Raw genomic sequence first — 22,429 nt, forward strand, 5'->3', positions numbered from 1 at the left:
GGCACGCCCGTGAGTGGGCATGCCAACAGCGCAGACGGAGATGTCCTCGTACGTCGCCGTGAAGCACCGATCGTCCACCAACTCCGCGGCCTCTCGCCGTGGGAGCGGGCAACCCGCGCCATGCCCTACCGCCTCAACCGACCCCGGCGCCACAGATATGGAGGCCCAGTGCTCGCCATGATCCCGACGTATGCGGAGCCCACCCCCCCGACCGTAAGTCCGTACAGCCAGCGGATCGAACAATATGTCCGCGAACTCGGAGAGAGCCTCGGGCTGAAAGAGACACAGGGTGGCCGGGAGCGGCTGGAAGCGGGCTACGGGAAATTTGTTGCCTGGACCTATCCGGAAGCCTCGTTCCGTGATCTCTGCCTTTGCGCGGAATGGCTTTTCTTCACCTTCATCCTGGACGACCTGCACACGTTAAAGGCCTACGACGATCCGGAAACCTGGGCTCCGGTCCACCGGCGCCTGATGGACATCATCAACACCGGAAAGGACCCTGCTTCCGCGCAGGAGCGGACTCCTTTCACGAAGGCGCTGACGGAGCTGTCCATCCGTACCGGTGAAAGGCTCTCACCGACGCTTCACCGCCGGTTGAACCGACACCTCGACCTGTTCTTCCAGGGATTCACCGAGGAATCCGAGAACCGGTTCCGCGGCACTCCCCCCGGGATCGACAGTTTCACCCGGACCAGGCGACTTTCGGTGGGTATGGAGTTCGGCTTCGATCTGGTCGAACTCAGCCAGCGCGCGGAGGTGCCCGAAAACATCTACGAGACAGGCCTGTTCAGGGAGATCGTCGAAGCCGCGAGCGATGTGGTCGCCTGGCAGAACGACCTGCATTCGATTCGCCTGGACGACATGCGTGGAGATTTCCACAACGTTGTCATCGTCATGCAGCATGCCGGCGGAATCTCACTGCAGGAAGCCATCGACTCGGCCGTTGCCAAGGTTCAGGAGCGAATCGCCGACTTCCTGGCCGCCGAGAAGCAGCTCCGGCCCTTCCTGAAAGGCCGTGGAGTGCCGCCCGGTACCCGTGAAGAGATCCTGAAGGTCACTGCCGGAATGCGACAGTGGACGAACGGATGCCTGCACTGGTATGGGAACACCACGCGCTACAAGATACCCGTCACCTCGGGCGAGTCGGATCAACAGCATGCTCACCTGCAGGAGATGCTCCCGAGCCGGGATCACGCGTCCGCGAACAGTTGCGGATGACCAGCGAGGAGCACCCTCTGTCTGCCGCAACGTCAGCCTCAACGTGGCTCCCATCTGAAGGAGGGCGAACACGCCATGGCAAAGGACCTTGAAGGCATTTCACAGGCTCCAGGAGCACTGCCGATCGTCGGGCATTTGTTTCCGCTGCTCCGTGACCCGCTGCGTTTCCTGAAAACCCTTCCCGCCCACGGTGATTTGGTGCAGATACGGTTAGGTCCGCAGAAGGCCGTTGTGGCCTGCCGGCCCGAGCTGGTCCAAGAGGTTCTCCTGCATGACCGCATGTACGACAAGGGCGGACCCATCATCGAACGGATCGGGAATGCGCTGGGGAACGGCCTTGCTTCGTGTCCCCACAGCGTCCATCGACGACAGCGACGCAGCTTGCAACCTGCCTTTTCCCGCACTTGCCTGCGTGAATACGCCGCCATCATGACCCAGCAAATCGACACGCTCGCGATCGGCTGGAGTGACGGACAGGATTTCGACGTAGCCGAGCAGATGTACACTTTCGCGAGTGACACCATTGCTCAAACACTGTTCACGGCTGAATCCGCAGGGCCGGCCGTGGACACCGTCAAGGAATGTCTGCCGGATATCTTTCGAGGTATCTACCAGCAAGCTGTCTTCCCACCTTGGCTCAGCCGTCTGCCGATACCCCCGAACTTGCGCTACGAACGGGCTCGTAATCGCGCGTGGGCCGAGGTCAGCAAGACCATCAGCATGTACCGACAGGACGACGAGTCCCACGGCGATGTCCTGTCGATGCTCCTCAAAACGCAGGACGACGCGGGAGAACTCCTCGGTGACGCCGAGATCCACGCCCAGATCATGACCCTGCTCGTCGCCGGCATCGAATCCACTGCGGTGGCACTCACCTGGGCGCTGCATCTCCTGTGCCAGAACCCCGATGTCCAGGAGCGACTGCGCACCGAGACGGTCAAGGTTCTCGGCACCCGAACCGCCACTTGGGACGATCTTCCCCGGCTCGACCTGGCACGCCGGGTCATCACCGAGACGCTGCGCCTCTACCCTCCCGGATGGATCCTGACCCGGACGACCACCACGGAAGCCCGGCTGGCGGACGCCGTGATCCCCGCCGGGACCACCCTCATCTACAGCCCGTACCTCATCCATCATGATGCGCGATTCAATCCGCGCCCCGACTGCTTCGATCCCGACCGGTGGCTTCCGGATCAGCAACACATGCGCGGCACTTTCATCCCGTTCGGCGGAGGCGCGCGCAAGTGCATCGGCGACAACTATGCGATGACCTTGGCGACCCTCGCCCTGTCCACGATCGTGGCCCAATGGCGGTTCTTGAGTGCCGACCATCAACTGCCGCATGTCGAACCCCGGATGACTCTGACCCCGCACGGGGTCCGGGCCCGAGTGGAATGTCTTCAGGGAATCCGGACCGGCAGCACAGCCACCGTGTGAGGCGGTTCTCGACCCGTCAGGCCCACCGGCAGCTCTGCCGGTGGGCCTGAGCGGTCCTGTGCGGTGCGGTCATGACCGGTCGGTGACTCGGCGGCCCGTCAGCCGGTACAGCACCCCGGCCCCCACCGTCACCCCCAAGAACAACACCGTGAACCACTGGAAGTACCAGTGCCCGCCCGCCGGGTCGTACACCGCGGCCCGCGGCCACGCCAGGTTGACGGTCATGACGAGGCCGTAGAGCAGCGCCAGGGCGTTGACCGGCACCCCCCACCGGCCCAGGGAGAACAGGCGGGCGCCCGTCTCGTCCGTGCCCTCTGTCGTGAACTCGCCGCGCAGGCGGCGGATCAGCAGCGGCCCCGTGACCATCGCGTACGCCAGGTACAGCATCACGATGCAGGTGGTGCCGATGGCCAGGAACGCGTCCGGGGAGGCGAAGTTGAGGAGGAGCAGGGCCGCTGCCAGGACGCCCACGACCAAGGCGGGGGCGCTGGGCATTCCCGTGCGGGGGTTGACCCTGGACAGGCGGGCGGAGAACGGGAGTTGGCCGTCGCGGGCCATGGAGAACAGCATGCGGCAGGCCGCCGTCTGGATGGCCAGGGTCGCCACCGCGATCGCCACCACCACGTCGGCCAGCAGGGCCTTGCCGACGCCGTCGCCGAGGCGGCTCGTCAGGACGTAGCTGAGGCCGTCGACGCCCAGGTGGCCGTCGGTCATGCTGGGCGCGGCGAGCAGGCCGCCGAGGATGATCAGGCCGCCGAGCAGGCCGGCCGCGCCGAGCGCGGTGAGGATCGTGCGGGGCGCGGTGCGGCGGGGGTTGTGGGTCTCCTCGCTCATCTCGCCGGCGCTGTCGAAGCCGATCATCACGTAGGCCGCCGTGAAGGAGCCGACCAGCAGGGCGCCGAGCAGGCCGCCCTCCAGGCTGCCGGTCGTGTGGAAGGTGATGCTCGGGGTGCGCTTCGAGTGGGTCAGGAGAAGGACGACGATCAGGATCGCGCCGATGATCTCGGCGGTCACTCCGACCCGGTTGATCACCGACATCACGCGGTTGTCGAGGATGTTCACCAGGGTCGTGAGGACCAGCAGGATCACGCCGAGGACGGCCGCGTTGGCCGCGCCGTCCGGTGAGGTGGGCGCGGGATCGCCGCCCACCAGCTGGAAGCCCGACCAGATCGCCGGCAGCACCATCTGGAGCGCGAGCGCCGCCGCCGCTACGACGACGATCTGGCCGATCACCATGATCCAGCCGGCGAACCAGCCGAAGGCCGCGGTGGAGAGGCGCGAGGACCACTGGTAGATCGCGCCCGAGATCGGATAGCGCGCGGCCAGTTCCGCGAAGCAGGCGGCCACCAGCAACTGGCCGGCCAGCACGATCGGCCAGGCCCAGAAGAAGACCGGGCCGCCGAACGCGTACCCGAAGGCGAAGAACTGGAAGACGGTCGTCAGTACGGAGATGAAGGAGAACCCGGCCGCGAACGACGCGTACCGGCCGAGGCTGCGATGCAGCTCCTGGCGGTAGCCGAACTCGGCGAGGGAGCCGTCGTCGGGGGAGTGGGGCGGATCGGGGCGTACGTCGGAGGGGGTGGTTGTGGCCACGGCGGCACCTGCCTTCGGCGCGAATTCCTGTCGGGTGACAGAAATTAGGGACGGCCTGTTTCGGACGCGTCACGCGACCGTGTCCATGGCGGGCCCAAGTCCTCACGCTCTTGCCCTCGCCGCAAAATCGCGATACATCGTGTATTGACGTTCCATGCCGACTCGCGATATGTTCGCTCACGAATATCCGGATGCGAGGTGTGCCCGAGAGAGGCATGGGAGGTGGTGGTCCCGGTGGCCGCGAAGCGTCGCAAGCTCAGCAACCCGCTGGCACTCGCCGTGCTGGTGACCCTCTGCCAGGGCCCCATGCATCCGTACGAGATCGCCCAGACCCTGCGCCGCCAGGGCAAGGACACCAGCACGAAGATCAACTACGGCTCGCTCTACACGGTCGTGCAGAACCTGGAGAAGCACGGCTTCGTCGAGGTCGCCGACATAGAGCGCAAGGGCAACCGCCCCGAGCGCACGGTCTACGGCCTGACCGGCGCCGGACGCGAGGAGATGACCGAGTGGCTGTCGGAGCTGCTGGCCCGCCCGGTCAAGGAGTTCCCCATCTTCGAGACGGCCCTCTCACTGCTGGGCGCCCTGCACCCCGACGAGGCGGCGACGCTGCTGGAGGAGCGGGTGAAGAACCTGGAGGTGCAGGCGGCCGGTGAGCGCGGAGCGCTGGAGAAGCTCTATGAATCGGTGCCCCGGCTCTTCCTCGTCGAGGTCGAGTACCAGCTGCACATGACCGAGGCGCAGACCGAGTGGGTCCGCGGCCTGTTGGAAGAGCTCCGAAAGGGCTCGATGCTCGGCGTCGAAGGCTGGCGCCACTTCCACGAAACGGGGGAGCAGCCAACGGAGTTCAGCTAGCGAGAACTGACCCCGACCGGACTGTTGCAGCAGCCCTGCCGGGGTCACGAACCCCGAGACCGACCCGCCGTGCGGCAAGCCAGGCGATCGAGGTGCGGCACACCCAGGATAGCCCGGCGCTCTGCACGCGGATCAGTCGTGACCTTTCACACTCACATCCGCTCATTCATGGAGAGCAGTCGACATGAGCAGTACTCGTACGAGCACCGGTGCGCCCGCGGTCGAGGCACGCCGACTGGTCAAGACCTATCCCGGCGACGTCACCGCCCTCAACGGCATGGACATCACCGTGGAACCCGGCACCGTCTTCGGCCTCCTCGGGCCGAACGGCGCCGGCAAGTCCACCACCGTCAAGATCCTCACCACCCTGGCCCGGCCCGACTCCGGCACGGCCACCGTCGCGGGACACGACGTACTGCGCCACCCGGACCGGGTCCGCCGCGCGATCGGCGTGGTCGCCCAGAACTCGGGCGCCGACCCGACGGCGACCGGCCGCGAGAACCTCCAACTCCAGGGCAGGCTCTACGGCTTGAAGGGCGCCGCCCTCACGAAGCGGGTGGACGAACTCCTCGACCGCTTCACCCTCGCCGACGCCGCCAGGCGCCCGGTGAAGGGCTACTCCGGCGGAATGCGCCGCCGCCTGGACGTGGCGCTCGGCCTGGTGCACCGGCCCGAGGTGCTGTTCCTCGACGAGCCCACCACCGGCCTCGACCCGGAGGCCCGCACCGCGATGTGGGACGAGATCGGCCGGCTCGCGGGGGAGGAGGGGCTGACCATCCTGCTCACCACGCACTACCTCGAAGAGGCCGACCGGCTCGCCGAGCGCATCGCGATCGTCGACCGCGGCCGGGTCGTCGTGGAGGGCACCCCCGACTCCCTCAAGGGTGAACTCCGGGGCGACGCCGTCCACTTGGAGCTGCGCGAAGCGGTCGGCGACGCCGGTCGTACGCTGCTCAGGAGCGCCCTCGTCGGACTGCCGGGCGTGCACGAGGTGCTGGTCGACGGACGCCGGGTCAGTGCCCGCGCCGACGACGGAGCGGCCGCGATGCCCGTCCTGCTGGCGGCGTTCGAGCGCGTCGGCGTCGGGGTCGCCGCCGCGACCGTCGCCCGCCCCTCGCTCGACGACGTCTATCTCCGCTACGCAGGCCGCCGTTACTCGGAGGCCGACACCGACAGCACCGGGCAGCTCGCGGTCGCCGGAGGTGTGCGATGAGCACCGCCGTCTCCCAGACCTGGTACATGACGCAGCGTCAACTCATGGTGTTCGCACGGCAGCCCGCCTTCGCGGTCATCACCCTCATCCAGCCGGTGATCTGGCTGTTCCTCTTCGGCAACCTCTTCAAGAAGGTCGTCGAACTCGGCGGCTTCGGCACCACCTCGTACCTGGACTACCTCGTCCCCGGGGTGGTCGTGATGAGCGCGCTCAGCTCCAACATGTGGGCGGGCATGGGCACGTTGGAGGAGATCCAGCGCGGCACCCTCAACCGCTTCCTGACCACTCCGGTCAGCCGGGCCGCGCTGATGAACGGCAATGTCGTCAACAACGGCCTGGTGACCGCGTTCCAGTCGGTGGTCATCGTGCTGCTCGGACTGCTCGGCGGCGCCGACTACCCGGGCGGCGTCGGCGGCATCGCGATCCTGACAGTCGCCTCGGTACTGCTGGGCACCATCTTCGGGGCACTGTCCAACGCGCTCGGCATGCTGGTGCAGGAGCGGGAGTCGATCATCGGCATCAACACGTTCCTGCTGCTGCCGCTGACGTTCCTCTCCAGCGCCTTCATGGCACCCTCGCAGATGCCCACATGGATGCGGCACACAGCCGATTTCAACCCACTCAACTGGGCGATGGTGGCGGGCCGTTCGGCGATGTCCGAGCACCCCGACTGGGGTGACGTACTCAGCCGGGGCGGCGCGCTACTGGGCCTGGCGGTGGCGGCGGTATGGCTGTCGATACGTACGTTCAGGTCCTATCAGCGGTCGGTGTAAGCGCCCCAAAGGGGCGCGGGGAACTGCGCGACCAGCCACGACGGCGCCGCACACGCCAACGGTCCGTCGTGGCACCCCCAGCAGCGCGACTACGCGGCAACGCCCTCCTGCTCCGCCTCGATCTTCGCGTTCCACTCCCGCTTGGATGCCTGCCACCCGTCCTCGTTGTGACCGAGCCGCCAGTAGCCGGAGATCGACAGATCCTCGCGCGGAATCGCCGACTCGACCCGCAGCAGGGCCCGCAGGTCCTTCACGAAGGCCGCCTCGCCGTGCACGAACGCGTGCACACGGCCCTCGGGGAACTCCAGGGCCCGTACGGCCTCGACGAGTGTCTCGCCGACGGGACGGTCACCGCGGTGCAGCCAGACGACCTCGATGTCGGAGTCGATCTTCTGCTCCTCCTCGGGCCCGGAGATCTCCACGAAGGCGTGGGCCGTGGCGCCCTCGGGCAGCGACTCCAACGCGCGGGCGATCGCGGGCAGCGCGCTCTCGTCCCCGGCGAGCAGATGCCAGTCGGCGTCGGTGTCGGGGGCGTAGGCGCCGCCGGGGCCCATGAAGCGGACGGTCTCGCCCGGCTGGACGCGGGTGGCCCACGGGCCGGCGAGGCCCTCGTCGCCGTGGATCACGAAGTCCAGGGTGAGTTCGAGGTGTTCGGCGTCCCAGGCGCGCACGGTGTAGGTCCGGGTCACCGGCCACTGCTCGCGCGGGAACTCGGCGCGGATGCGCTCCATGTCGAAGGGCTCGGGGTAGGTGGCGCCCCCGGAGGGGAAGAGCAGTTTCACGTAATGATCGGTGCACGTGTCCGCCGAGAACTCGGCCAGACCCTCGCCACCGAGCACCACGCGCTGCATGTGGGGGGTCAGCCGTTCGGTGCGGACGACCTGCGCGGAGTGGGGCTTACGCGGCTTCCGTGCCGGACGTTCTGCCATGACGGCCTCCCGAATTCCCATGCTTAGGCTTACCTAAGTTAGCACTACATTCTCTGTGAAAGGCAAGAAAGCGAGGGCAAGAACATTGCTTACGCGCCGAGTGTGGTCAGCAGTCGCTGCAATGATCCGCCCAACCCCCAGCGTTCCGCCAGTGCGCCCACCAGCTCCGGATCACGCGGGGCGCGCGGCAGGGCGAGGTCGACATCCGGTAGCGGTACGTCGTCCGCGACCCGTACGACCTTGGGTGCGACCGCGACGTAGGGCCGCGCCTCGTCGAGGCGCTTGCGCTGCGAAGGGGTCAGCTTGGACTTCGGGTCGTCGATCGCCGCCATGATCCCGGCGACGTCACCGAACTCCGCGAGGAGCTTGGCCGCCGTCTTCTCGCCGATCCCGGGCACGCCCGGCAGACCGTCGCTGGGGTCGCCGCGCAGCAGCGCCAGATCCACGTAACCGCGGCCGTCGACGCCGTACTTCTCGCGCAGGAACGCCTCGTCGGTGAGCTGGAGCGAGCCGACGCCCTTGATCGGATACAGGACGCGGACACCGCGGGCATCGTCGACGAGCTGGTACAGATCGCGGTCGCCGGTGACGATGTCGACCGGGCCCTTGGCGTGCGCGGTGAACGTGCCGATCACGTCGTCCGCCTCGTACGGCTCGACGCCCACGCGCGCGATGCCGACCGCGTCGAGGACGGCCTCGATGATCGGGACCTGCGGGGAGAGGGTGTCCGGCACCTCCTCCGCGTCCGGGCCGCTCTCGCGCACCTCGGCGACACGGTGCGCCTTGTAGGTGGGGATCAGGTCGACCCGCCACTGGGGCCGCCAGTCCGCGTCCATGCACGCGACCAGCTGGTCGGGGCGGTGGTCCTTGACCAGCCGGTCGATGAATTCGAGCAGCCCGCGCACGGCGTTCACCGGCGTCCCGTCCGGTGCCTTCACGGACTCCGGGACGCCGAAGTAGGCGCGGAAGTAGAGCGAGGCGGTGTCGAGGAGCATCAGTCGTCCGGTCACGTCACGCATCATGCCGCACGACGGCCCGACGGCCACCTCTCCCCGTCACCCGGAGAGACGAACGCGGCCGACCGGTGGGACGGACGACCGGCCGGTGAGCTGGACCACTCTGTGTTTGCGCGTGGAAAGCGAGGGCAGGCGCGGCCTCGGAGCGGGCTCGGTTGCACATTCAACTGTAGGAGCCCGCCATGTCCTGCCCCCGATCGAGAGGTAAGCGTGTCAGCCAGGCTAGAAGCCGAACACCTGCACAAGGTGTTCGGCAGACGACCGGTCCAAGCAGTCGAACGGCTCCGGAAGGGGGCCGACCGGGAGGGACTGCGCGCCGACGGCACCACAGCCGCCGTGATCGACGCCTCCTTCTCCGTCGCACCGGGCCAGATCTTCGTCGTCATGGGCCTGTCCGGCTCCGGCAAGTCCACCCTCCTGCGGATGCTGAACGGACTCCTGGAGCCCACCGCGGGCCGCGTCCTCTTCGACGGCCAGGACCTCACCGCGCTCACCGACCGCGAACTGCGCGAGGTCCGCGCCCACAAGATCAGCATGGTCTTCCAGCACTTCGCGCTCTTCCCGCACCGCAGCGTCCGCGAGAACGCCGCCTACGGCCTGGAAGTGCAGGGCGTGCCCCGCGCCGAGCGTGAGGCCCGCGCCGGCGAGGCCCTCGCGCTGTGCGGCCTGGCCGGCTGGGAGGACTCCTGGCCCGACGAGCTGTCCGGCGGTATGCAGCAACGCGTGGGCCTGGCCCGGGCGTTGGCCACCGACGCCGAGCTGCTCCTCATGGACGAGTCCTTCAGCGCGCTCGACCCGCTGATCCGCCGCGACATGCAGGACCAGCTCCTGGAACTCCAGAAGTCGTTGAAGAAGACCATCGTCTTCATCACCCACGACCTCAACGAGGCCATGCGCCTCGGCGACCGCATCGCCGTCATGCGCGACGGCCGCATCGTCCAGACCGGCACCGCCGAGGACATCCTGCTGCGCCCCGCGAACGACTACGTCGCCTCCTTCATCCAGGACGTCGACCGCTCCCGGGTGCTGACCGCGTCCGCCGTCATGGACACGGGCGTCGACGGCCACGAGGCCGACTGCGACTGCGAGACCGCCACGCCGGACACCCCCTTCACCGACCTGTGCGCCCTCAGCGCCCGCCTGACCCACCCGGTCGCGGTGCTCGACGCGGCCGACGACGTCGTAGGAGTCGTACCGCAGGAACGGCTGGTCGCGTTCCTCGGCGGGGAAGCCGCCACCGAGCCGGAAGAGGTGACCGCCCGTGCCTAGGCTTCCGCTCGGTGACTGGGTCGACTCCGGTGTCGACTGGCTGGTCGCCCACATGTCCTGGCTCTTCGACGCGATCAAGACGGTCGTCGAGGGGATGTACGACGGCGTCAACGCGGTCCTCACCGCGCCCGAACCCCTGCTTCTCGCCGGCATTCTGGCGGTGCTCGCCTGGTGGCTGCGCGGACTGGTCGCGGGGGTGCTGGCCTTCGCCGGGTTCCTGCTGATCGACTCGCTCGACCTGTGGGACCGGTCCATGTCGACGCTGGCCCTGGTGCTCGTGGCGACCGTCATCGCCCTGGTGATCTCGATCCCGCTGGGCATCTGGGCGGCCCGTTCCAAGACGGTCAGCGCGGTCGTACGGCCGGCCCTCGACCTGCTCCAGACGATGCCGTCGATGGTGCTGCTGATTCCGGCGATTCTCTTCTTCGGGCTCGGCACCTCCGCCGGCATCATCGCCACCCTGATCTTCGCGCTCGCCCCCGGCGTCCGCATGACCGAGCTGGGCATCCGGCAGGTCGACGCCGAACTCGTCGAAGCGGCCGAGGCGTTCGGCACCTCACCGCGCAACACCCTGCTGCGCGTGCAGCTGCCGCTCGCCCTCCCGACGATCATGGCGGGCGTCAACCAGGTCATCATGCTCGGCCTGTCGATGGTCGTCATCGCCGGCATGGTCGGTACAGGGGGCCTCGGCGGTGCCGTCAACGAGGCCATCGGCCAGCTCGACATCGGCTTCGGTTTCGAGGCGGGCGTAGGCATCGTCGTCCTCGCCATCTACCTCGACCGGATGACCGGCGCGCTCGGCACGCAGATCTCCCCGCTCGGCCGCAGGGCCGCCGCCAAGGCCCGTACGGCGGAGAGCGCCAAGCCGTGGAACTACCGCCCCCGCCCGGCGTTCGCCGTGATCGGTGTCGTCGTCCTCGCCCTGGTGGCCGGCGGCCTGGGGGTCTTCGGCTCCGCCTCCGACACGAAGGCGACCTCCGCCACGGACGTGGGCAAGGGCAAGGAGATCACCATCGGCTACATCCCCTGGGACGAGGGCATCGCCTCCACCTTCCTCTGGAAGGAACTCCTGGAGGAGCGCGGCTACAAGGTGACGACCACCCAGTACGCGGCCGGCCCCCTCTACACCGGCGTCGCCACCGGCCAGGTCGACTTCCAGACCGACGCCTGGCTGCCCACCACCCACGCCGAGTACTGGAAGAAGTACGGCAAGCAGCTCGACGACCTCGGCAGCTGGTACGGCTCCACATCCCTGGAGCTGACCGTCCCGTCGTACGTGAAGGACGTCAACACGCTCGCCGACCTCAAGACCCACGCCGCCGAGTTCGGCGGCAAGATCACCGGCATCGAACCCAGCGCCGGAATGATGGGCCTCCTCAAGTCCAAGGTCCTCAAGGAGTACGGCCTCCAGGGCTCCTACGACGTCGTCGACGGCTCCACCCCGGCGATGCTGGCCGAGCTGAGGCGCGCGTACGCCAAGAAGCAGCCGATCGTCGTCACGCTCTGGTCGCCGCACTGGGCGTACAGCGACTACAAGCTGAAGAAGCTCACCGACCCGAAGGGCGCCTGGGGCAAGGGCGACGGCGTGCACACCGTGGCCCGCAAGGGTTTCGCCGCCGACAACCCCGACGTCGGGAAGTGGCTGAAGGACTTCCGTATGACCGAGGCGCAGCTCACCGGTCTGGAGGCGCAGATCCAGAAGTCCGGCAAGGGCCAGGAGCAGGCCGCCGTCCGCACCTGGCTGAAGCAGCACCCGGGCCTCGTCGACCAGTGGGCCCCGGTGACCTGACGGTCCCGCGGTCGCCGCCCGGAAGGGGGCCTCGCCGGCACAGAAAGGATCCGGCCAACCACATAGCGCTACGAAATCCCGCAATCCGGTCCGCGTCGTGAGCGGGAACACAGGCGGCTGCGTACGCATTGAAGAGATAGGGAGGAACTCTCGCCCTGTTCGAGGGGTGATGGAGGGCCGGCGGGCCCTCGCGTACTGGCCAGAACCGTGAGGTCCGATCGCACGCTGTGTGACGTGGATGTGACAGGCGCATGAAACGGTTTGCCGAACATGCGTAGGGTGCAGACAACTCATCAGAGGAAGTTTCAGAACCAGCCGCAGGCCGACGAGCGAAGGAGGGAGCCGGAGCGATGGGCGACCACAAAGAACAGCCCCTTCGGGTGGGTGCGGCCGTACGGCGGCGGCGCCGCTCTCTGGACCTGACGCTCGCCGTCGTGGCCGAGCGCAGCGGTCTGTCGGTGCCCTTCCTGAGCCAGGTCGAGAACGACCGGGCGCGCCCCAGCCGCAGTTCCCTGGAGAAGGTGGCCGACGCCCTGCGCACCACGGCCGTCGAACTCCTCGCCGCCGCCGACCCCGCGTGCAGCGTCGATGTCGTACGCGCCGAGGAACCCGAGTCGGCAGCGCCCCGGATGCGTTCGCTGGTACGGGGCCACCACCAGCTGCACGCCTCGGAGTTCACCGGCGACCATGACGCCGGACGCGAATTCCAGCACCGCAACGACGAGTTGATGTACGTCGCGGACGGCGCCGTCGAGATCGAGGCGGAGGGCCGCGCGTACCGGCTCGTGCGCGGCGACACGATGTACCTGACCGGCGGGGTGCGCCACCGCTGGCGCGCGACCGTGCCGGACACCCGGGTCGTCGTGGTCGCGGTGGCCGAGCACATCGAGGCGGTCCAGGACCGCCCGCGCTGATGCGCGTCGTCTCGCTCGTGCCGTCCCTGACGGAGGCGATCGCCGTGTCGCTGCCGGGAGTTCTCGTCGGTGCGACGGACTGGTGCAGCCATCCGCCCGACCTGGACGTCACCCGCGTCGGCGGCACCAAGAACCCGAAGCTCGACCCGATCCTCGCCCTCGCGCCCGACCTGGTGGTCGCCAACGAGGAGGAGAACCGCGAGCCCGACCTGACGGCCCTGCGCGAGGCGGGTGTTGAGGTCCTGGTCACCGAAGTGCGGGACGTCCCGCAGGCGTTCCGCGAACTGGACCGGGTCCTCGACGCGTGCGGGGCGTCCGTACGACCGCGCTGGCTGGACGAGGCCGAGCGGGCATGGGCCGAACTCCCGTCCCCCGAAGGCCGGTTGACCGCCGTCGTCCCCGTCTGGCGCCGCCCCTGGATGGTGCTGGGCCGGGACACCTTCGCGGGCGATGTGCTGTCCCGCCTGGGCGTCGACCACGCGTACGCGACGCACGCCGAGCGCTACCCGCGCGCCACGATCACCGAACTGCGGGCGGCGGCAAGGGACTTGGTGGTCCTCCCCGACGAGCCGTACCGCTTCACGGCCGACGACGGCCCTGAGGCCTTCCCCGGCCTGCCCTGCGCGCTCGTCAGCGGTCGGCACCTGACGTGGTACGGGCCGTCACTGGCCGAAGCGCCACGGGTGCTGGCCGGGGCCCTGCGAGCAGCTCGCCGCTGACCAGACCCCGGGCCGTGTGCGCGGCGGCACTGGCCCAGGCGGCGACGAGCACGCCGTACAGGACGAACGCGAGGCCGTCGTAGCCGGCGAGGCCGGTGTGCCGGGCCAGGGACTCCGCGCCGGTGACGCAGGTGCCGACCGGGAAGGTGAACGCCCACCAGGTCATCGCGAAACCCATGCCCCGGCGCCGGGCGCGCACCACGTGCGCGGTGGCCAGGGCGAACCACAGCAGCGCGAAGCCCATCACGGGGACGCCGTAGAGAACGGCGAGGAGACCGAAGGCCTGGGCGGAGGCGGCCGGTACGACACCGGGGGCGAAGTCCGCGAACTTGCCGACGGCGGTGGTCGATTGACCGAGCGGGCCCAGCACCAGGAACAGCGTCGGAGTGAGCACGAGGGGCAGCGGCCCGCCCGTGACCAGCCGGGCGAAGACCAGCGGCAGCATCAGGAGCGTGGCCAGCAGACTCAGCCCGAACATCGCGAAGCACGCGAGGAGGAGCGTCTCCCGGGGCTGCCCGGGCGGCAGATGGGGCACCAGGAGCGGCCCGAGGGCCGCGGACACCATGGGCGCGACGACGGGCAGCAGCCACACCGGGGTCGCCTCCGAGGGGGGCACGTGATGCCGTACGGCCATCAGGTACGGGACGGCCACGGCGGCCACCAGCCCTACGACCGTACCGGCGCCGAACAGCACGGCGTCGAGGACGACCGCCGCCCGCAGGCCGATCCAGTCCTGCCCGACGACCAGGGCACCGCCGCCCACCGCCAGCAGGGCCATCGCGAGGCAGCCGTAGAAGGGGGCCGTCGCCGGGTCGCGGAGGTGGGCGCGGGCCTGGTCGCGGTGGTGGGTCCAGTGCAGGGCGCGGGCGGCCAGCAGGGTCAGGAGAAGGGCGAGGGAGAGGGCCCAGACGGCGGTGCAGGCCGTGCGCAGTCCGGGGAGGTGGCCGGGGAGCCCGGCGCCGGCCGTGGCGACGATGGCGGTGCCCATGACGGACGCGTACCAGTTGGGTCCGAGGTGACGAACTGCGGTGACCATGTGTCCAGCGTCTCGCCGGCTGAGACGGGCGACCAGGGAGTATGTGTCTATGGGGACATAAACTGGATTTATGAGCAGTGGCGAGACGGATGGCGGGCGGGAAGGTTCGATAGCGCACCGGGTGCCGGATCTGGGCGCGCTGGAACTGCTGCTGGCGGTGGCCCGGCTCGGCAGCCTGGGCGGCGCGGCCCGCGAGCTGGGCATCACCCAGCCGGCGGCCAGCAGCCGGATCCGCTCGATGGAACGACAGCTGGGCGTGGCGTTGGTGGACCGCTCTCCGCGCGGCTCGCGCCTCACTGACGCGGGGGCCCTGGTGACCGACTGGGCGCGGCGGGTCGTCGAGGCGGCCGCCGCGTTCGACGCGGGTGCGCAGGCGCTACGGCACCGGCGCGACTCCCGGCTCCGGGTCGCGGCGAGCATGACCATCGCGGAGTATCTGCTCCCCGGCTGGCTCCTCGCCCTGCGCTCTCAACGCCCGGACACGGCGGTGTCGTTGCTGGCAGGCAACTCCACGACGGTCGCGGAACAGCTGCTGGCCGACGAGGCGGACCTGGGCTTCGTGGAGGGCCTGTCGGTCCCACCGGGCTTGGATTCCACGGTGATAGCCCACGACCACCTGATCGTCGTGACGGCCCCCACCCACCCCTGGGCCCGCCGCCGACGCCCCGTCCCGGCAACGGAGTTGGCGTCGACGCCATTGATCCTCCGGGAAAAGGGCTCGGGCACCCGCCAGGTCCTGGACGCGGCGCTGGGCGGCCTGGCCCGCCCGTTGATCGAGTTGTCCTCCACTACGGCGGTCAAGGCATCGGCGGTGAGTGGAGCGGGGCCGGCTGTTCTGAGCGAACTGGCGGTCGGCGAGGAACTGTCGACGCGACGCCTGGTCCGCATCCCGGTCGAGGGACTCACCCTGGCCCGAGACCTGAGAGCGGTCTGGCCGACGGGCCACAGGCCGACGGGCCCGGCCCGAGAGCTGCTGTCCCTGACCCGAGGCTGACGCCCCGCCCTGGGGGCTCCGCCCCCAGACCCCCGACCTATGCCCACCCACCACCCGACTCGGTGGGTCGAGAAGTGCGCCGGCCCAGCTGGGTGGGGTGGGGGGTGTGGCCTCGGCTTGGTCGGGCGGGGGGCTTCGGCTCGGTGGGCGAGGGGTGTGCGGTCTCGGCTTGGTGGGGTGAGAAGTGCGCTGGCCCGGCTCGGTGGGGTGGAGGGGGTGTGGGGCTTCGGTTCGGTGGGCGAGGGGTGTGCCGGCCCGGCTGGGTGGGGTGGGGGGTGTGTGGCCTCGGCAGGGTGGGGCGGAGGGGGTGTGGCCTCGGCTCGGTGGGGTGAGGGATGTGCTGGCCCGGCTCGGTGAGGCGAGGGGTGCGCCGGCCTCGGCTCGCTTGGGCGAGCTGTGCACCACCCCAGCCCGGAGCGTCGGCGTTCGGGACGAAAACCCTTGGCACGCCTCCGCACCCCTCCCTCACCATGACCTACATGTCTCCTCCCGCCGCCCCGCCCGCCACCGGCGTCCGTACCCCCTGGGAAGACCTCCCCGCCCATGTCCACGACGCCGTCGCGCGGTTGCTCGGATCGGGTGTGAGTCGTGCTGTCACTCAGGTCGGCGGATTCTCTCCGGGGACCGCCGTTCGGGTGCGGACCGTCGACGGTGCTCGTGCCTTCGTCAAGGCGGTCAGTGGCGAGGCCAATCCGGACAGTCCGGGGCTGCATCGCATGGAGGCCCGCAATGCCGCGGCTCTCCCGGCCGCGGTTCCCGCTCCTCGGCTCCTCGGTACGTATGACGACGGCACATGGGTTGTCCTGGTCTTCGAGGAAGTCGTGGGGCGGCAGCCTCATGTCCCTTGGCGGGAAGCCGAGTTGGCGCGGGTGCTGCGCGCTGTGGAGGAGTTGGGGCGCGGGCTCACACCGTCTCCCGTGGCCGCACCGACCGTGGCCGAGAGTCTTGCCGGTGCCTTTGACGGCTGGCGGCGCCTGCTCGACGGGGACGTGGGTGACGTCGACGGGCGGCTCGACCCGTGGACGGTCGCGCACCTCCCCGAACTCGCCCGACTCGCCGCCCCCTGGGCCGAGTCCGCGTCCGGCGACACCCTCGCGCATTCCGATCTGCGGGCCGACAACATGCTGCTCACGGACGGCGGCGGGGTCGTGTTCGTCGACTGGCCGCACGCCGTCCTTGCCGCCCCCTGGTTCGACCTGCTGGTCATGCTGCCGTGTGTGCGGGCCCAAGGCGGTCCGGATCCCGAGGAGTTGTTCAGCCGGCATCCGCTCGCCGAGGGCGCGGATCCGTCCGGTGTCACCGCCACCCTGGCGGGGCTCGCCGGTTTCTTCGTCGAGCACTCGCTGCGGCCACCGCCGCCCGGTCTGCCCACCCTGCGCGCCTTCCAGCGGGCGCAGGGCCACGCGGCCCTCGGCTGGCTCAGGACGCGGTGGGAGACGGGGCCGTCGTAGTAGCGGCCGTGGACGCTGCCACCAATGCCTGCATCACGCGCAGGTCCTCGCCCATCTCCGGGTGCCACTGCACCCCCAACACCCAGTCGACGGACGGGAGTTCGACCGCCTCCACGGTGCCGTCCTCCGCCCAGGCCGAGACCACGAGGCCCGCGCCCAGGCGGTCCACGGCCTGGTGGTGGAACGTCGGGACCGAGGTCTCCTCCGGTACTGCTGTCGCGTACAGCGTTCCCGGTACCGGCTTGACCGGGTGGCGGCCGAAGACCCCGGGTGTCTTCGCGTGGCCGTCGATGTGCTGGACGAGGGTGCCGCCCACGGCGACGTTCAGCAGCTGCATGCCCCGGCAGATACCCAGCAGGGGCAGGCCCGCCGCCAACGCGGCCTCGATCAGGGCGAGTTCCCAGGCGTCCCGGGCGAGGGCGGGCGGGCCGGTGCGGGGGTCGCGCTCCGCGCCGTAGCGGACCGGTTCGACGTCCGGGCCGCCCGCGATCACCAGGCCGTCGAGCCGGGCCACGGCCGCCGCCGCGTGCTCGGGGGTGTCCGGCGGCAGCATCGCGGCCAGGCCGCCCGCCTGTTGCACGAGGCGCGGGTAGCCGGCCGGCAGCAGCGCGGCCTCCAGCTCCCAGGCGCCCCAGCGCGCCCCCGCCTCCAGATACGTACTGATGCCGATCAGCGGCCTGCCCGCCATGCTTTCCTCCGACCGCCAAGCGACGTGAATGGACTCGACGGGGACCATTAGACAACCCCACCTGTCACGCGAGGAAGCCCCGCAGGAGAGCCGCCGTCCCGGCGCAGTGCTCCCGCATCATCTCCCGCGCCCCGTCCGCGTCACCGTCCAGCACCGCCTCCACCAGCGCGATGTGCTGCCGCTGCGAGTGCTCCAGGTTGCGGACCAGGAGCGGGATGCAGTCGAGGAGGTCGTTGACCGTGGCCCGTACCGCCGCGTACTGCGCGGTCAGGGTCGGCGAACCGCACAGCTCGGCCAGGGTGAGGTGGAGCAGGGTGTCCAGGCGGCGGTAGTCGGCGAGCGGGGCGTCGTGCGTGCGGGCGAGGGCGTCGCGCAGGCGGCCCGCCTGTTCGGCGGTCAGGCCGTGCGTCGCGCACAGGCCCGTCGCGCCGACCTCCAGCACCTCCCGGAACCGCAGTACGTCCTCGATGTCGACCGCGCTGATCCGCCGCCGCAGCTCGTCCTCGCCGCCGGCGTCCGACTTCGGCAGCACGAACGTCCCGCCGTAGCGTCCGCGCCGCGACTCCACGAGCCCCTGGTCCTGCAGTACCTTCAGAACCTCGCGCAGTGTCACCCGGCTGATCCCCAGCCGCTCGGCCAGCTCCCGCTCGGCCGGCAACCGCTCGCCCCCCGGCACCAGCCCCAGCCGTACGACCTGCAGAATCTGTTCCAGCGCCTCTTCGAAGCCGTTGCCCGCCCGCACCGGCCGCAGCACCGGGGTCAACCGGTCCTCGACGCCGTCCTCCGCATCCAGCGACATATGGCGGCACCCCCTTCCCAAGCAATGGTTCTCCGCAATACCTTATGGCTTCCGGCCCGGCCGGAAAAAGCGCGCAGAAGCCGAAGGAGCTTTCCCGTGGCAGACCGCACACCCCCGCTGAGCGTCGAGGAGCTGCACGCCCTCGTCGCCGGCGGCGAGATCGACACTGTCGTCCTGGCCTTCCCCGATATGCAAGGCCGGCTCCAGGGCAAGCGGTTCGCCGCCCGCTTCTTCCTCGACGACGTGCTCCGACACGGCACCGAGGGCTGCAACTACCTCCTCGCCGTCGACACCGAGATGAACACGGTCGACGGCTACGCGATGTCCTCCTGGGAGCGCGGTTACGGCGACTTCGCCATGCACCCGGACCTTTCCACCCTCCGCCGTGTGCCCTGGAACGCGGGCACCGCCCTGCTCATCGCCGACCTCGCCTGGAACGACGGATCGCCGGTGGTCGCCGCACCCCGCCAGATCCTGCGCCGCCAGCTGGAGCGCCTCGCCGAGCACGGTTTCACCGCGCAGGTCGGTACGGAGCTGGAGTTCATCGTGTTCAAGGACACGTACGAACAGGCCTGGGACGCCAACTACCGAGGCCTCACCCCGGCCAACCAGTACAACATCGACTACTCGGTCCTCGGGACCGGACGGATCGAGCCGCTGCTCCGCCGGATCCGCAACGAAATGGCCGCCGCCGGGCTGACCGTCGAGTCCGCCAAGGGCGAGTGCAACCCCGGCCAGCACGAGATCGCCTTCCGCTACGACGACGCCCTCGTCACCTGCGACCAGCACGCCGTCTACAAGACCGGCGCCAAGGAGATCGCCTCCCAGGAAGGCGTCTCGCTCACCTTCATGGCGAAGTACAACGAGCGCGAGGGCAACTCCTGCCACATCCACCTCTCGCTCGGGGACGGGGAGGGCGGCAACGCCATGGCGGGTTCCGCTTCCGACCCCGGCGGCATGTCGGAGGTCATGCGGTACTTCCTCGCGGGCCAACTCGCCGCGCTCCGCGACTTCTCGCTGCTCTACGCCCCGAACATCAACTCCTACAAGCGGTTCCAGCCGGGCTCGTTCGCGCCGACCGCCGTGGCCTGGGGCTACGACAACCGCACCTGCGCGCTCCGGGTCGTCGGCCACGGCCGCTCCATGCGCTTCGAGAACCGGCTGCCCGGCGGGGACGTGAATCCCTTTCTGGCGGTGGCGGGGCTCGTCGCGGCCGGGCTCTACGGCATCGAGCAGAAGCTGGAGCTGCCGGAGGCCTGCGCGGGCAACGCCTACAGCGGGGACTACGCGCACGTCCCCACCAACCTCCGCGAGGCCGCCGAGCTGTGGGAGAACAGCCCGATCGCCAAGGCCGCCTTCGGGGACGAGGTCGTCGCGCACTACCGCAACATGGCGCGCGTCGAACTGGAGGCCTTCGACGCCGCCGTCACCGACTGGGAGCTGCGCCGCTCCTTCGAACGCCTGTGAGGACCCCGACCCCTTTGCCTGCCGACGAACGCCTGTGAGGACCCCCTTGCCTGCCGAGCACCCGCTGCACGTACTGAACCCCGCCACCGAGGAGGTCATCGCCACCGTCCCCGCCGCCACCGCGGCCGACGTGGACGCCGCCGTCGTACGCGCCGCCCGGGCCCAGGCGAAGTGGGCCGCGCTCCCGCCCGCCGACCGGGCCCGGCTGCTGCGCCGCTTCGCGACCGCGGTGGACGAACACCTCGAAGAACTCGCCCAGTTGGAGGTGCGGGAGGCCGGGCACACGGTCGGCAACGCCCGCTGGGAGGCCGGCAACGCCCGTGATCTGCTCGACTACGCGGCCGGGGGAGTGGAGCGGCTGACGGGTCGTCAAATCCCGGTCGCGGGCGGTCTCGACATCACGATCCTCGAACCGCTGGGCGTGGTGGGCGTGATCGCGCCCTGGAACTTCCCCATGCCGATCGCCGCCTGGGGCACCGCCCCCGCGCTCGCGGCGGGCAACGCGGTCATCCTCAAGCCGGCCGAGACGACCCCGCTCACCGCGCTCCGACTGGCCGAACTCGCCCTGGAGGCAGGCCTTCCCGAGGGGCTGTTCCAGGTGCTGCCCGGCCACGGCCCGGTCGCGGGCACCGCGCTGGTCGAGCACCCGGGTGTCGCGAAGATCGTGTTCACGGGGTCAACGGCCGTGGGCAAACAGGTGTTGGCGAAGGGCTCCGAACTCCTCAAGCGCGTCACCCTCGAACTCGGCGGCAAGAGCCCCAACATCGTCTTCGCCGACGCCGACATCGAGGCCGCGGCGGCAGCCGCCCCCATGTCCTTCCTCGACAACTCCGGCCAGGACTGCTGCGCCCGCACCCGCATCCTCGTCCAACGCGGCGTCTACGAACGCTTCCTGGACCTCCTCACCCCCGCGATCGAGGGTGTGACGGTCGGCGACCCGGCCGACGAGAACACGGACATGGGCCCGCTGATCTCCAAGGTCCAGCTGGAGCGCGTCAGTTCGTACGTCACCGACGACCTGGCCGGCATCCGCGGCAAGGCCCCCGAAGGTCCCGGCTTCTGGTTCCCGCCCACTGTCATCACGGGCGTCGACGCGCACGCACGCGTGGCCGTGGAAGAGGTCTTCGGCCCGGTCGCCGTAGTCCTCCCCTTCGAGGACGAGGCGGAGGCGATCGCCCTCGCCAACGCCACCGACTACGGCCTCTCCGGCTCCATCTGGACCCGTGACGTGGGCCGCGCGCTGCGCGTCTCGAAGGCCGTCCGGGCGGGCAACCTCTCCGTCAACTCCCATTCCAGCGTCCGCTATTGGACCCCCTTCGGCGGCTTCAAGCAGTCGGGGATCGGCCGCGAACTCGGCCCGGACGCGCTCACCGCCTTCACCGAAACCAAGAACGTCTTCATCAGCGACGTCTCCCCCACCAACGTCTCCACCAGCACGGAGGGCCCCGCACAGTGACCTCAGAGATTGTTTGCCGGCGACTCGTCGGCCGTACCGCCGTCATCACCGGAGCCGGCAGCGGCATCGGCCTCGCCACCGCGCGGCGGCTCGCCTCCGAGGGGGCCAACGTCGTCTGCGGCGACATCGACGAGACCCACGGCAAGGCGGCGGCCGACGAGGTCGGCGGACTCTTCGTGAAGGTCGACGTCACCGACCCCGAGCAGGTCGACGCGCTCTTCAAGGCCGCCTTCGACACCTACGGCAGCGTCGACATCGCCTTCAACAACGCGGGCATCTCGCCGCCCGACGACGACTCCATCCTCGACACAGGACTGGAGGCCTGGAAGCGCGTCCAGGACGTCAACTTGACCTCCGTATACCTGTGTTGCAAGGCCGCGATCCCCTACATGCGCCGCCAGGGCAAGGGCTCCATCATCAACACCGCGTCCTTCGTGGCCCGGATGGGCGCGGCGACCTCCCAGATCTCCTACACCGCCTCCAAGGGCGGTGTGCTGGCCATGTCCCGTGAACTGGGCGTGCAGTTCGCCCGCGAGGGCATCCGCGTCAACGCGCTGTGCCCGGGCCCGGTCAACACCCCGCTCCTGCAAGAGCTGTTCGCCAAGGACCCCGAGCGGGCCGCGCGCCGCCTGGTCCACATCCCGGTCGGCCGCTTCGCCGAGCCGACCGAGATCGCCGCCGCCGTGGCGTTCCTGGCGAGCGACGACTCGTCGTTCGTCAACGCGGCGGACTTCCTGGTGGACGGCGGCATCGCGGGGGCGTACGTCACTCCGATGTAAGTGCCGAACCCCGCCGGAGCGGGGGCAGTTGACC

General features: G+C 69.7%; 20 protein-coding genes. 14 read left to right on the plus strand and 6 right to left on the minus strand.

Annotated features, from left to right (window positions below; all coding sequences use genetic code 11):
• Positions 1-177 precede the first annotated feature (177 nt).
• A complete protein-coding gene (locus ACIBJH_RS30380; protein WP_399120194.1) occupies positions 178-1,218 on the plus strand; it encodes a hypothetical protein in 1,041 nt (346 codons plus the stop codon).
• Positions 1,219-1,293: 75 nt separating this feature from the next.
• A complete protein-coding gene (locus ACIBJH_RS30385) occupies positions 1,294-2,655 on the plus strand; it encodes a cytochrome P450 (protein WP_399120058.1) in 1,362 nt (453 codons plus the stop codon).
• Between the two features lie 69 nt (positions 2,656-2,724).
• On the opposite strand, the gene ACIBJH_RS30390 is transcribed toward ACIBJH_RS30385, so the two are convergent.
• The gene (locus ACIBJH_RS30390) at positions 2,725-4,248 is read right to left on the minus strand and encodes an amino acid permease (RefSeq protein WP_399120059.1); all 1,524 of its coding nucleotides are present in this window, start codon (positions 4,246-4,248) and stop codon (positions 2,725-2,727) included.
• A gap of 234 nt (positions 4,249-4,482) precedes the next feature.
• Here ACIBJH_RS30390 and ACIBJH_RS30395 point away from each other — a divergent pair, with 234 nt between their 5' ends.
• The 3 genes from ACIBJH_RS30395 (at position 4,483) to ACIBJH_RS30405 (ending at position 7,089) form a co-directional block, all read left to right on the plus strand.
• Positions 4,483-5,103 (plus strand): PadR family transcriptional regulator, encoded by a 621-nt coding sequence (locus ACIBJH_RS30395; protein WP_262058474.1) that lies wholly within the window; start codon positions 4,483-4,485, stop codon positions 5,101-5,103.
• A 184-nt stretch (positions 5,104-5,287) separates the two neighbouring features.
• The gene (locus ACIBJH_RS30400) at positions 5,288-6,316 is read left to right on the plus strand and encodes an ATP-binding cassette domain-containing protein (protein ID WP_399120061.1); all 1,029 of its coding nucleotides are present in this window, start codon (positions 5,288-5,290) and stop codon (positions 6,314-6,316) included.
• Positions 6,313-7,089: an ABC transporter permease gene (locus ACIBJH_RS30405; RefSeq protein ID WP_399120062.1), complete on the plus strand. Its 777-nt coding sequence runs from the start codon at positions 6,313-6,315 to the stop codon at positions 7,087-7,089. The genes ACIBJH_RS30400 and ACIBJH_RS30405 overlap by 4 nt, the downstream gene beginning before the upstream one ends.
• An 89-nt stretch (positions 7,090-7,178) precedes the next feature.
• Here ACIBJH_RS30405 and ACIBJH_RS30410 read toward each other — a convergent pair whose 3' ends face one another.
• On the minus strand, positions 7,179-8,018 hold the full coding sequence (locus ACIBJH_RS30410) for a siderophore-interacting protein (RefSeq protein WP_399120063.1): 840 nt from the start codon (positions 8,016-8,018) through the stop codon (positions 7,179-7,181).
• 89 nt (positions 8,019-8,107) lie between these two features.
• On the minus strand, positions 8,108-9,037 hold the full coding sequence (locus tag ACIBJH_RS30415; protein ID WP_399120195.1) for a 5'-3' exonuclease H3TH domain-containing protein: 930 nt from the start codon (positions 9,035-9,037) through the stop codon (positions 8,108-8,110).
• A 207-nt stretch (positions 9,038-9,244) separates the two neighbouring features.
• On the opposite strand from ACIBJH_RS30415, the gene ACIBJH_RS30420 reads away from it, so the two are divergent.
• From ACIBJH_RS30420 to ACIBJH_RS30435, 4 genes are all read left to right on the plus strand, one after another.
• The gene (locus tag ACIBJH_RS30420) at positions 9,245-10,303 is read left to right on the plus strand and encodes a glycine betaine/L-proline ABC transporter ATP-binding protein (RefSeq protein ID WP_399120065.1); all 1,059 of its coding nucleotides are present in this window, start codon (positions 9,245-9,247) and stop codon (positions 10,301-10,303) included.
• Positions 10,296-12,092, plus strand: a complete 1,797-nt coding sequence (locus ACIBJH_RS30425; protein WP_399120066.1) for an ABC transporter permease/substrate binding protein — start codon at positions 10,296-10,298, stop codon at positions 12,090-12,092. The genes ACIBJH_RS30420 and ACIBJH_RS30425 overlap by 8 nt, the downstream gene beginning before the upstream one ends.
• A 350-nt stretch (positions 12,093-12,442) precedes the next feature.
• Complete coding sequence (locus tag ACIBJH_RS30430) at positions 12,443-13,006, plus strand: helix-turn-helix domain-containing protein (RefSeq protein ID WP_201049763.1); 564 nt, start codon at positions 12,443-12,445, stop codon at positions 13,004-13,006.
• Complete coding sequence (locus ACIBJH_RS30435) at positions 13,006-13,725, plus strand: helical backbone metal receptor (RefSeq protein WP_399120067.1); 720 nt, start codon at positions 13,006-13,008, stop codon at positions 13,723-13,725. The genes ACIBJH_RS30430 and ACIBJH_RS30435 overlap by 1 nt, the downstream gene beginning before the upstream one ends.
• Here ACIBJH_RS30435 and ACIBJH_RS30440 read toward each other — a convergent pair.
• The gene (locus ACIBJH_RS30440; protein ID WP_399120068.1) at positions 13,637-14,761 is read right to left on the minus strand and encodes a TDT family transporter; all 1,125 of its coding nucleotides are present in this window, start codon (positions 14,759-14,761) and stop codon (positions 13,637-13,639) included. The genes ACIBJH_RS30435 and ACIBJH_RS30440 overlap by 89 nt on opposite strands.
• Positions 14,762-14,831: 70 nt before the next feature.
• Between ACIBJH_RS30440 and ACIBJH_RS30445 the strand changes: the two genes are divergently transcribed.
• Both ACIBJH_RS30445 and ACIBJH_RS30450 read left to right on the plus strand, forming a co-directional pair.
• A complete protein-coding gene (locus ACIBJH_RS30445; protein ID WP_399120069.1) occupies positions 14,832-15,755 on the plus strand; it encodes a LysR family transcriptional regulator in 924 nt (307 codons plus the stop codon).
• Between the two features lie 479 nt (positions 15,756-16,234).
• Positions 16,235-17,206 carry a phosphotransferase gene (locus tag ACIBJH_RS30450; RefSeq protein WP_399120070.1) on the plus strand — a complete coding sequence of 324 codons (972 nt, stop codon included), beginning with the start codon at positions 16,235-16,237 and terminating at the stop codon, positions 17,204-17,206.
• Here the strand turns inward: ACIBJH_RS30450 and ACIBJH_RS30455 are convergent.
• Both ACIBJH_RS30455 and ACIBJH_RS30460 read right to left on the minus strand, forming a co-directional pair.
• Complete coding sequence (locus ACIBJH_RS30455) at positions 17,175-17,894, minus strand: gamma-glutamyl-gamma-aminobutyrate hydrolase family protein (protein ID WP_399120071.1); 720 nt, start codon at positions 17,892-17,894, stop codon at positions 17,175-17,177. The genes ACIBJH_RS30450 and ACIBJH_RS30455 overlap by 32 nt on opposite strands.
• A 64-nt stretch (positions 17,895-17,958) precedes the next feature.
• The gene (locus ACIBJH_RS30460) at positions 17,959-18,693 is read right to left on the minus strand and encodes an FCD domain-containing protein (protein ID WP_362972172.1); all 735 of its coding nucleotides are present in this window, start codon (positions 18,691-18,693) and stop codon (positions 17,959-17,961) included.
• A gap of 96 nt (positions 18,694-18,789) precedes the next feature.
• Between ACIBJH_RS30460 and ACIBJH_RS30465 the strand changes: the two genes are divergently transcribed.
• The 3 genes from ACIBJH_RS30465 to ACIBJH_RS30475 are packed head-to-tail and all read left to right on the plus strand — an operon-like array spanning position 18,790 to position 22,395.
• The gene (locus tag ACIBJH_RS30465) at positions 18,790-20,160 is read left to right on the plus strand and encodes a glutamine synthetase family protein (protein ID WP_399120072.1); all 1,371 of its coding nucleotides are present in this window, start codon (positions 18,790-18,792) and stop codon (positions 20,158-20,160) included.
• Between the two features lie 46 nt (positions 20,161-20,206).
• On the plus strand, positions 20,207-21,616 hold the full coding sequence (locus ACIBJH_RS30470) for an aldehyde dehydrogenase family protein (protein ID WP_399120073.1): 1,410 nt from the start codon (positions 20,207-20,209) through the stop codon (positions 21,614-21,616).
• Complete coding sequence (locus tag ACIBJH_RS30475; RefSeq protein WP_399120074.1) at positions 21,613-22,395, plus strand: 3-oxoacyl-ACP reductase; 783 nt, start codon at positions 21,613-21,615, stop codon at positions 22,393-22,395. Before ACIBJH_RS30470 ends, ACIBJH_RS30475 begins: the two co-directional genes overlap by 4 nt.
• The last annotated feature ends 34 nt before the right edge of the window (positions 22,396-22,429 follow it).

The organism is Streptomyces sp. NPDC050548, from assembly GCF_044457385.1.
Lineage (GTDB): Bacteria > Actinomycetota > Actinomycetes > Streptomycetales > Streptomycetaceae > Streptomyces.

Excerpts from the sequence above, each read along its gene's own strand:
- ACIBJH_RS30430 (WP_201049763.1), top strand. The coding sequence starts at position 12,443 with ATGGGCGACCACAAAGAACAGCCCCTTCGGGTGGGTGCGGCCGTACGG.
- ACIBJH_RS30415 (WP_399120195.1), bottom strand. The coding sequence starts at position 9,037 with ATGCGTGACGTGACCGGACGACTGATGCTCCTCGACACCGCCTCGCTC.
- ACIBJH_RS30435 (WP_399120067.1), top strand. The coding sequence starts at position 13,006 with ATGCGCGTCGTCTCGCTCGTGCCGTCCCTGACGGAGGCGATCGCCGTG.
- ACIBJH_RS30460 (WP_362972172.1), bottom strand. The coding sequence starts at position 18,693 with ATGTCGCTGGATGCGGAGGACGGCGTCGAGGACCGGTTGACCCCGGTG.
- ACIBJH_RS30440 (WP_399120068.1), bottom strand. The coding sequence starts at position 14,761 with ATGGTCACCGCAGTTCGTCACCTCGGACCCAACTGGTACGCGTCCGTC.
- ACIBJH_RS30450 (WP_399120070.1), top strand. The coding sequence starts at position 16,235 with ATGTCTCCTCCCGCCGCCCCGCCCGCCACCGGCGTCCGTACCCCCTGG.
- ACIBJH_RS30410 (WP_399120063.1), bottom strand. The coding sequence starts at position 8,018 with ATGGCAGAACGTCCGGCACGGAAGCCGCGTAAGCCCCACTCCGCGCAG.
- ACIBJH_RS30385 (WP_399120058.1), top strand. The coding sequence starts at position 1,294 with ATGGCAAAGGACCTTGAAGGCATTTCACAGGCTCCAGGAGCACTGCCG.
- ACIBJH_RS30445 (WP_399120069.1), top strand. The coding sequence starts at position 14,832 with ATGAGCAGTGGCGAGACGGATGGCGGGCGGGAAGGTTCGATAGCGCAC.
- ACIBJH_RS30405 (WP_399120062.1), top strand. The coding sequence starts at position 6,313 with ATGAGCACCGCCGTCTCCCAGACCTGGTACATGACGCAGCGTCAACTC.
- ACIBJH_RS30400 (WP_399120061.1), top strand. The coding sequence starts at position 5,288 with ATGAGCAGTACTCGTACGAGCACCGGTGCGCCCGCGGTCGAGGCACGC.
- ACIBJH_RS30455 (WP_399120071.1), bottom strand. The coding sequence starts at position 17,894 with ATGGCGGGCAGGCCGCTGATCGGCATCAGTACGTATCTGGAGGCGGGG.
- ACIBJH_RS30380 (WP_399120194.1), top strand. The coding sequence starts at position 178 with ATGATCCCGACGTATGCGGAGCCCACCCCCCCGACCGTAAGTCCGTAC.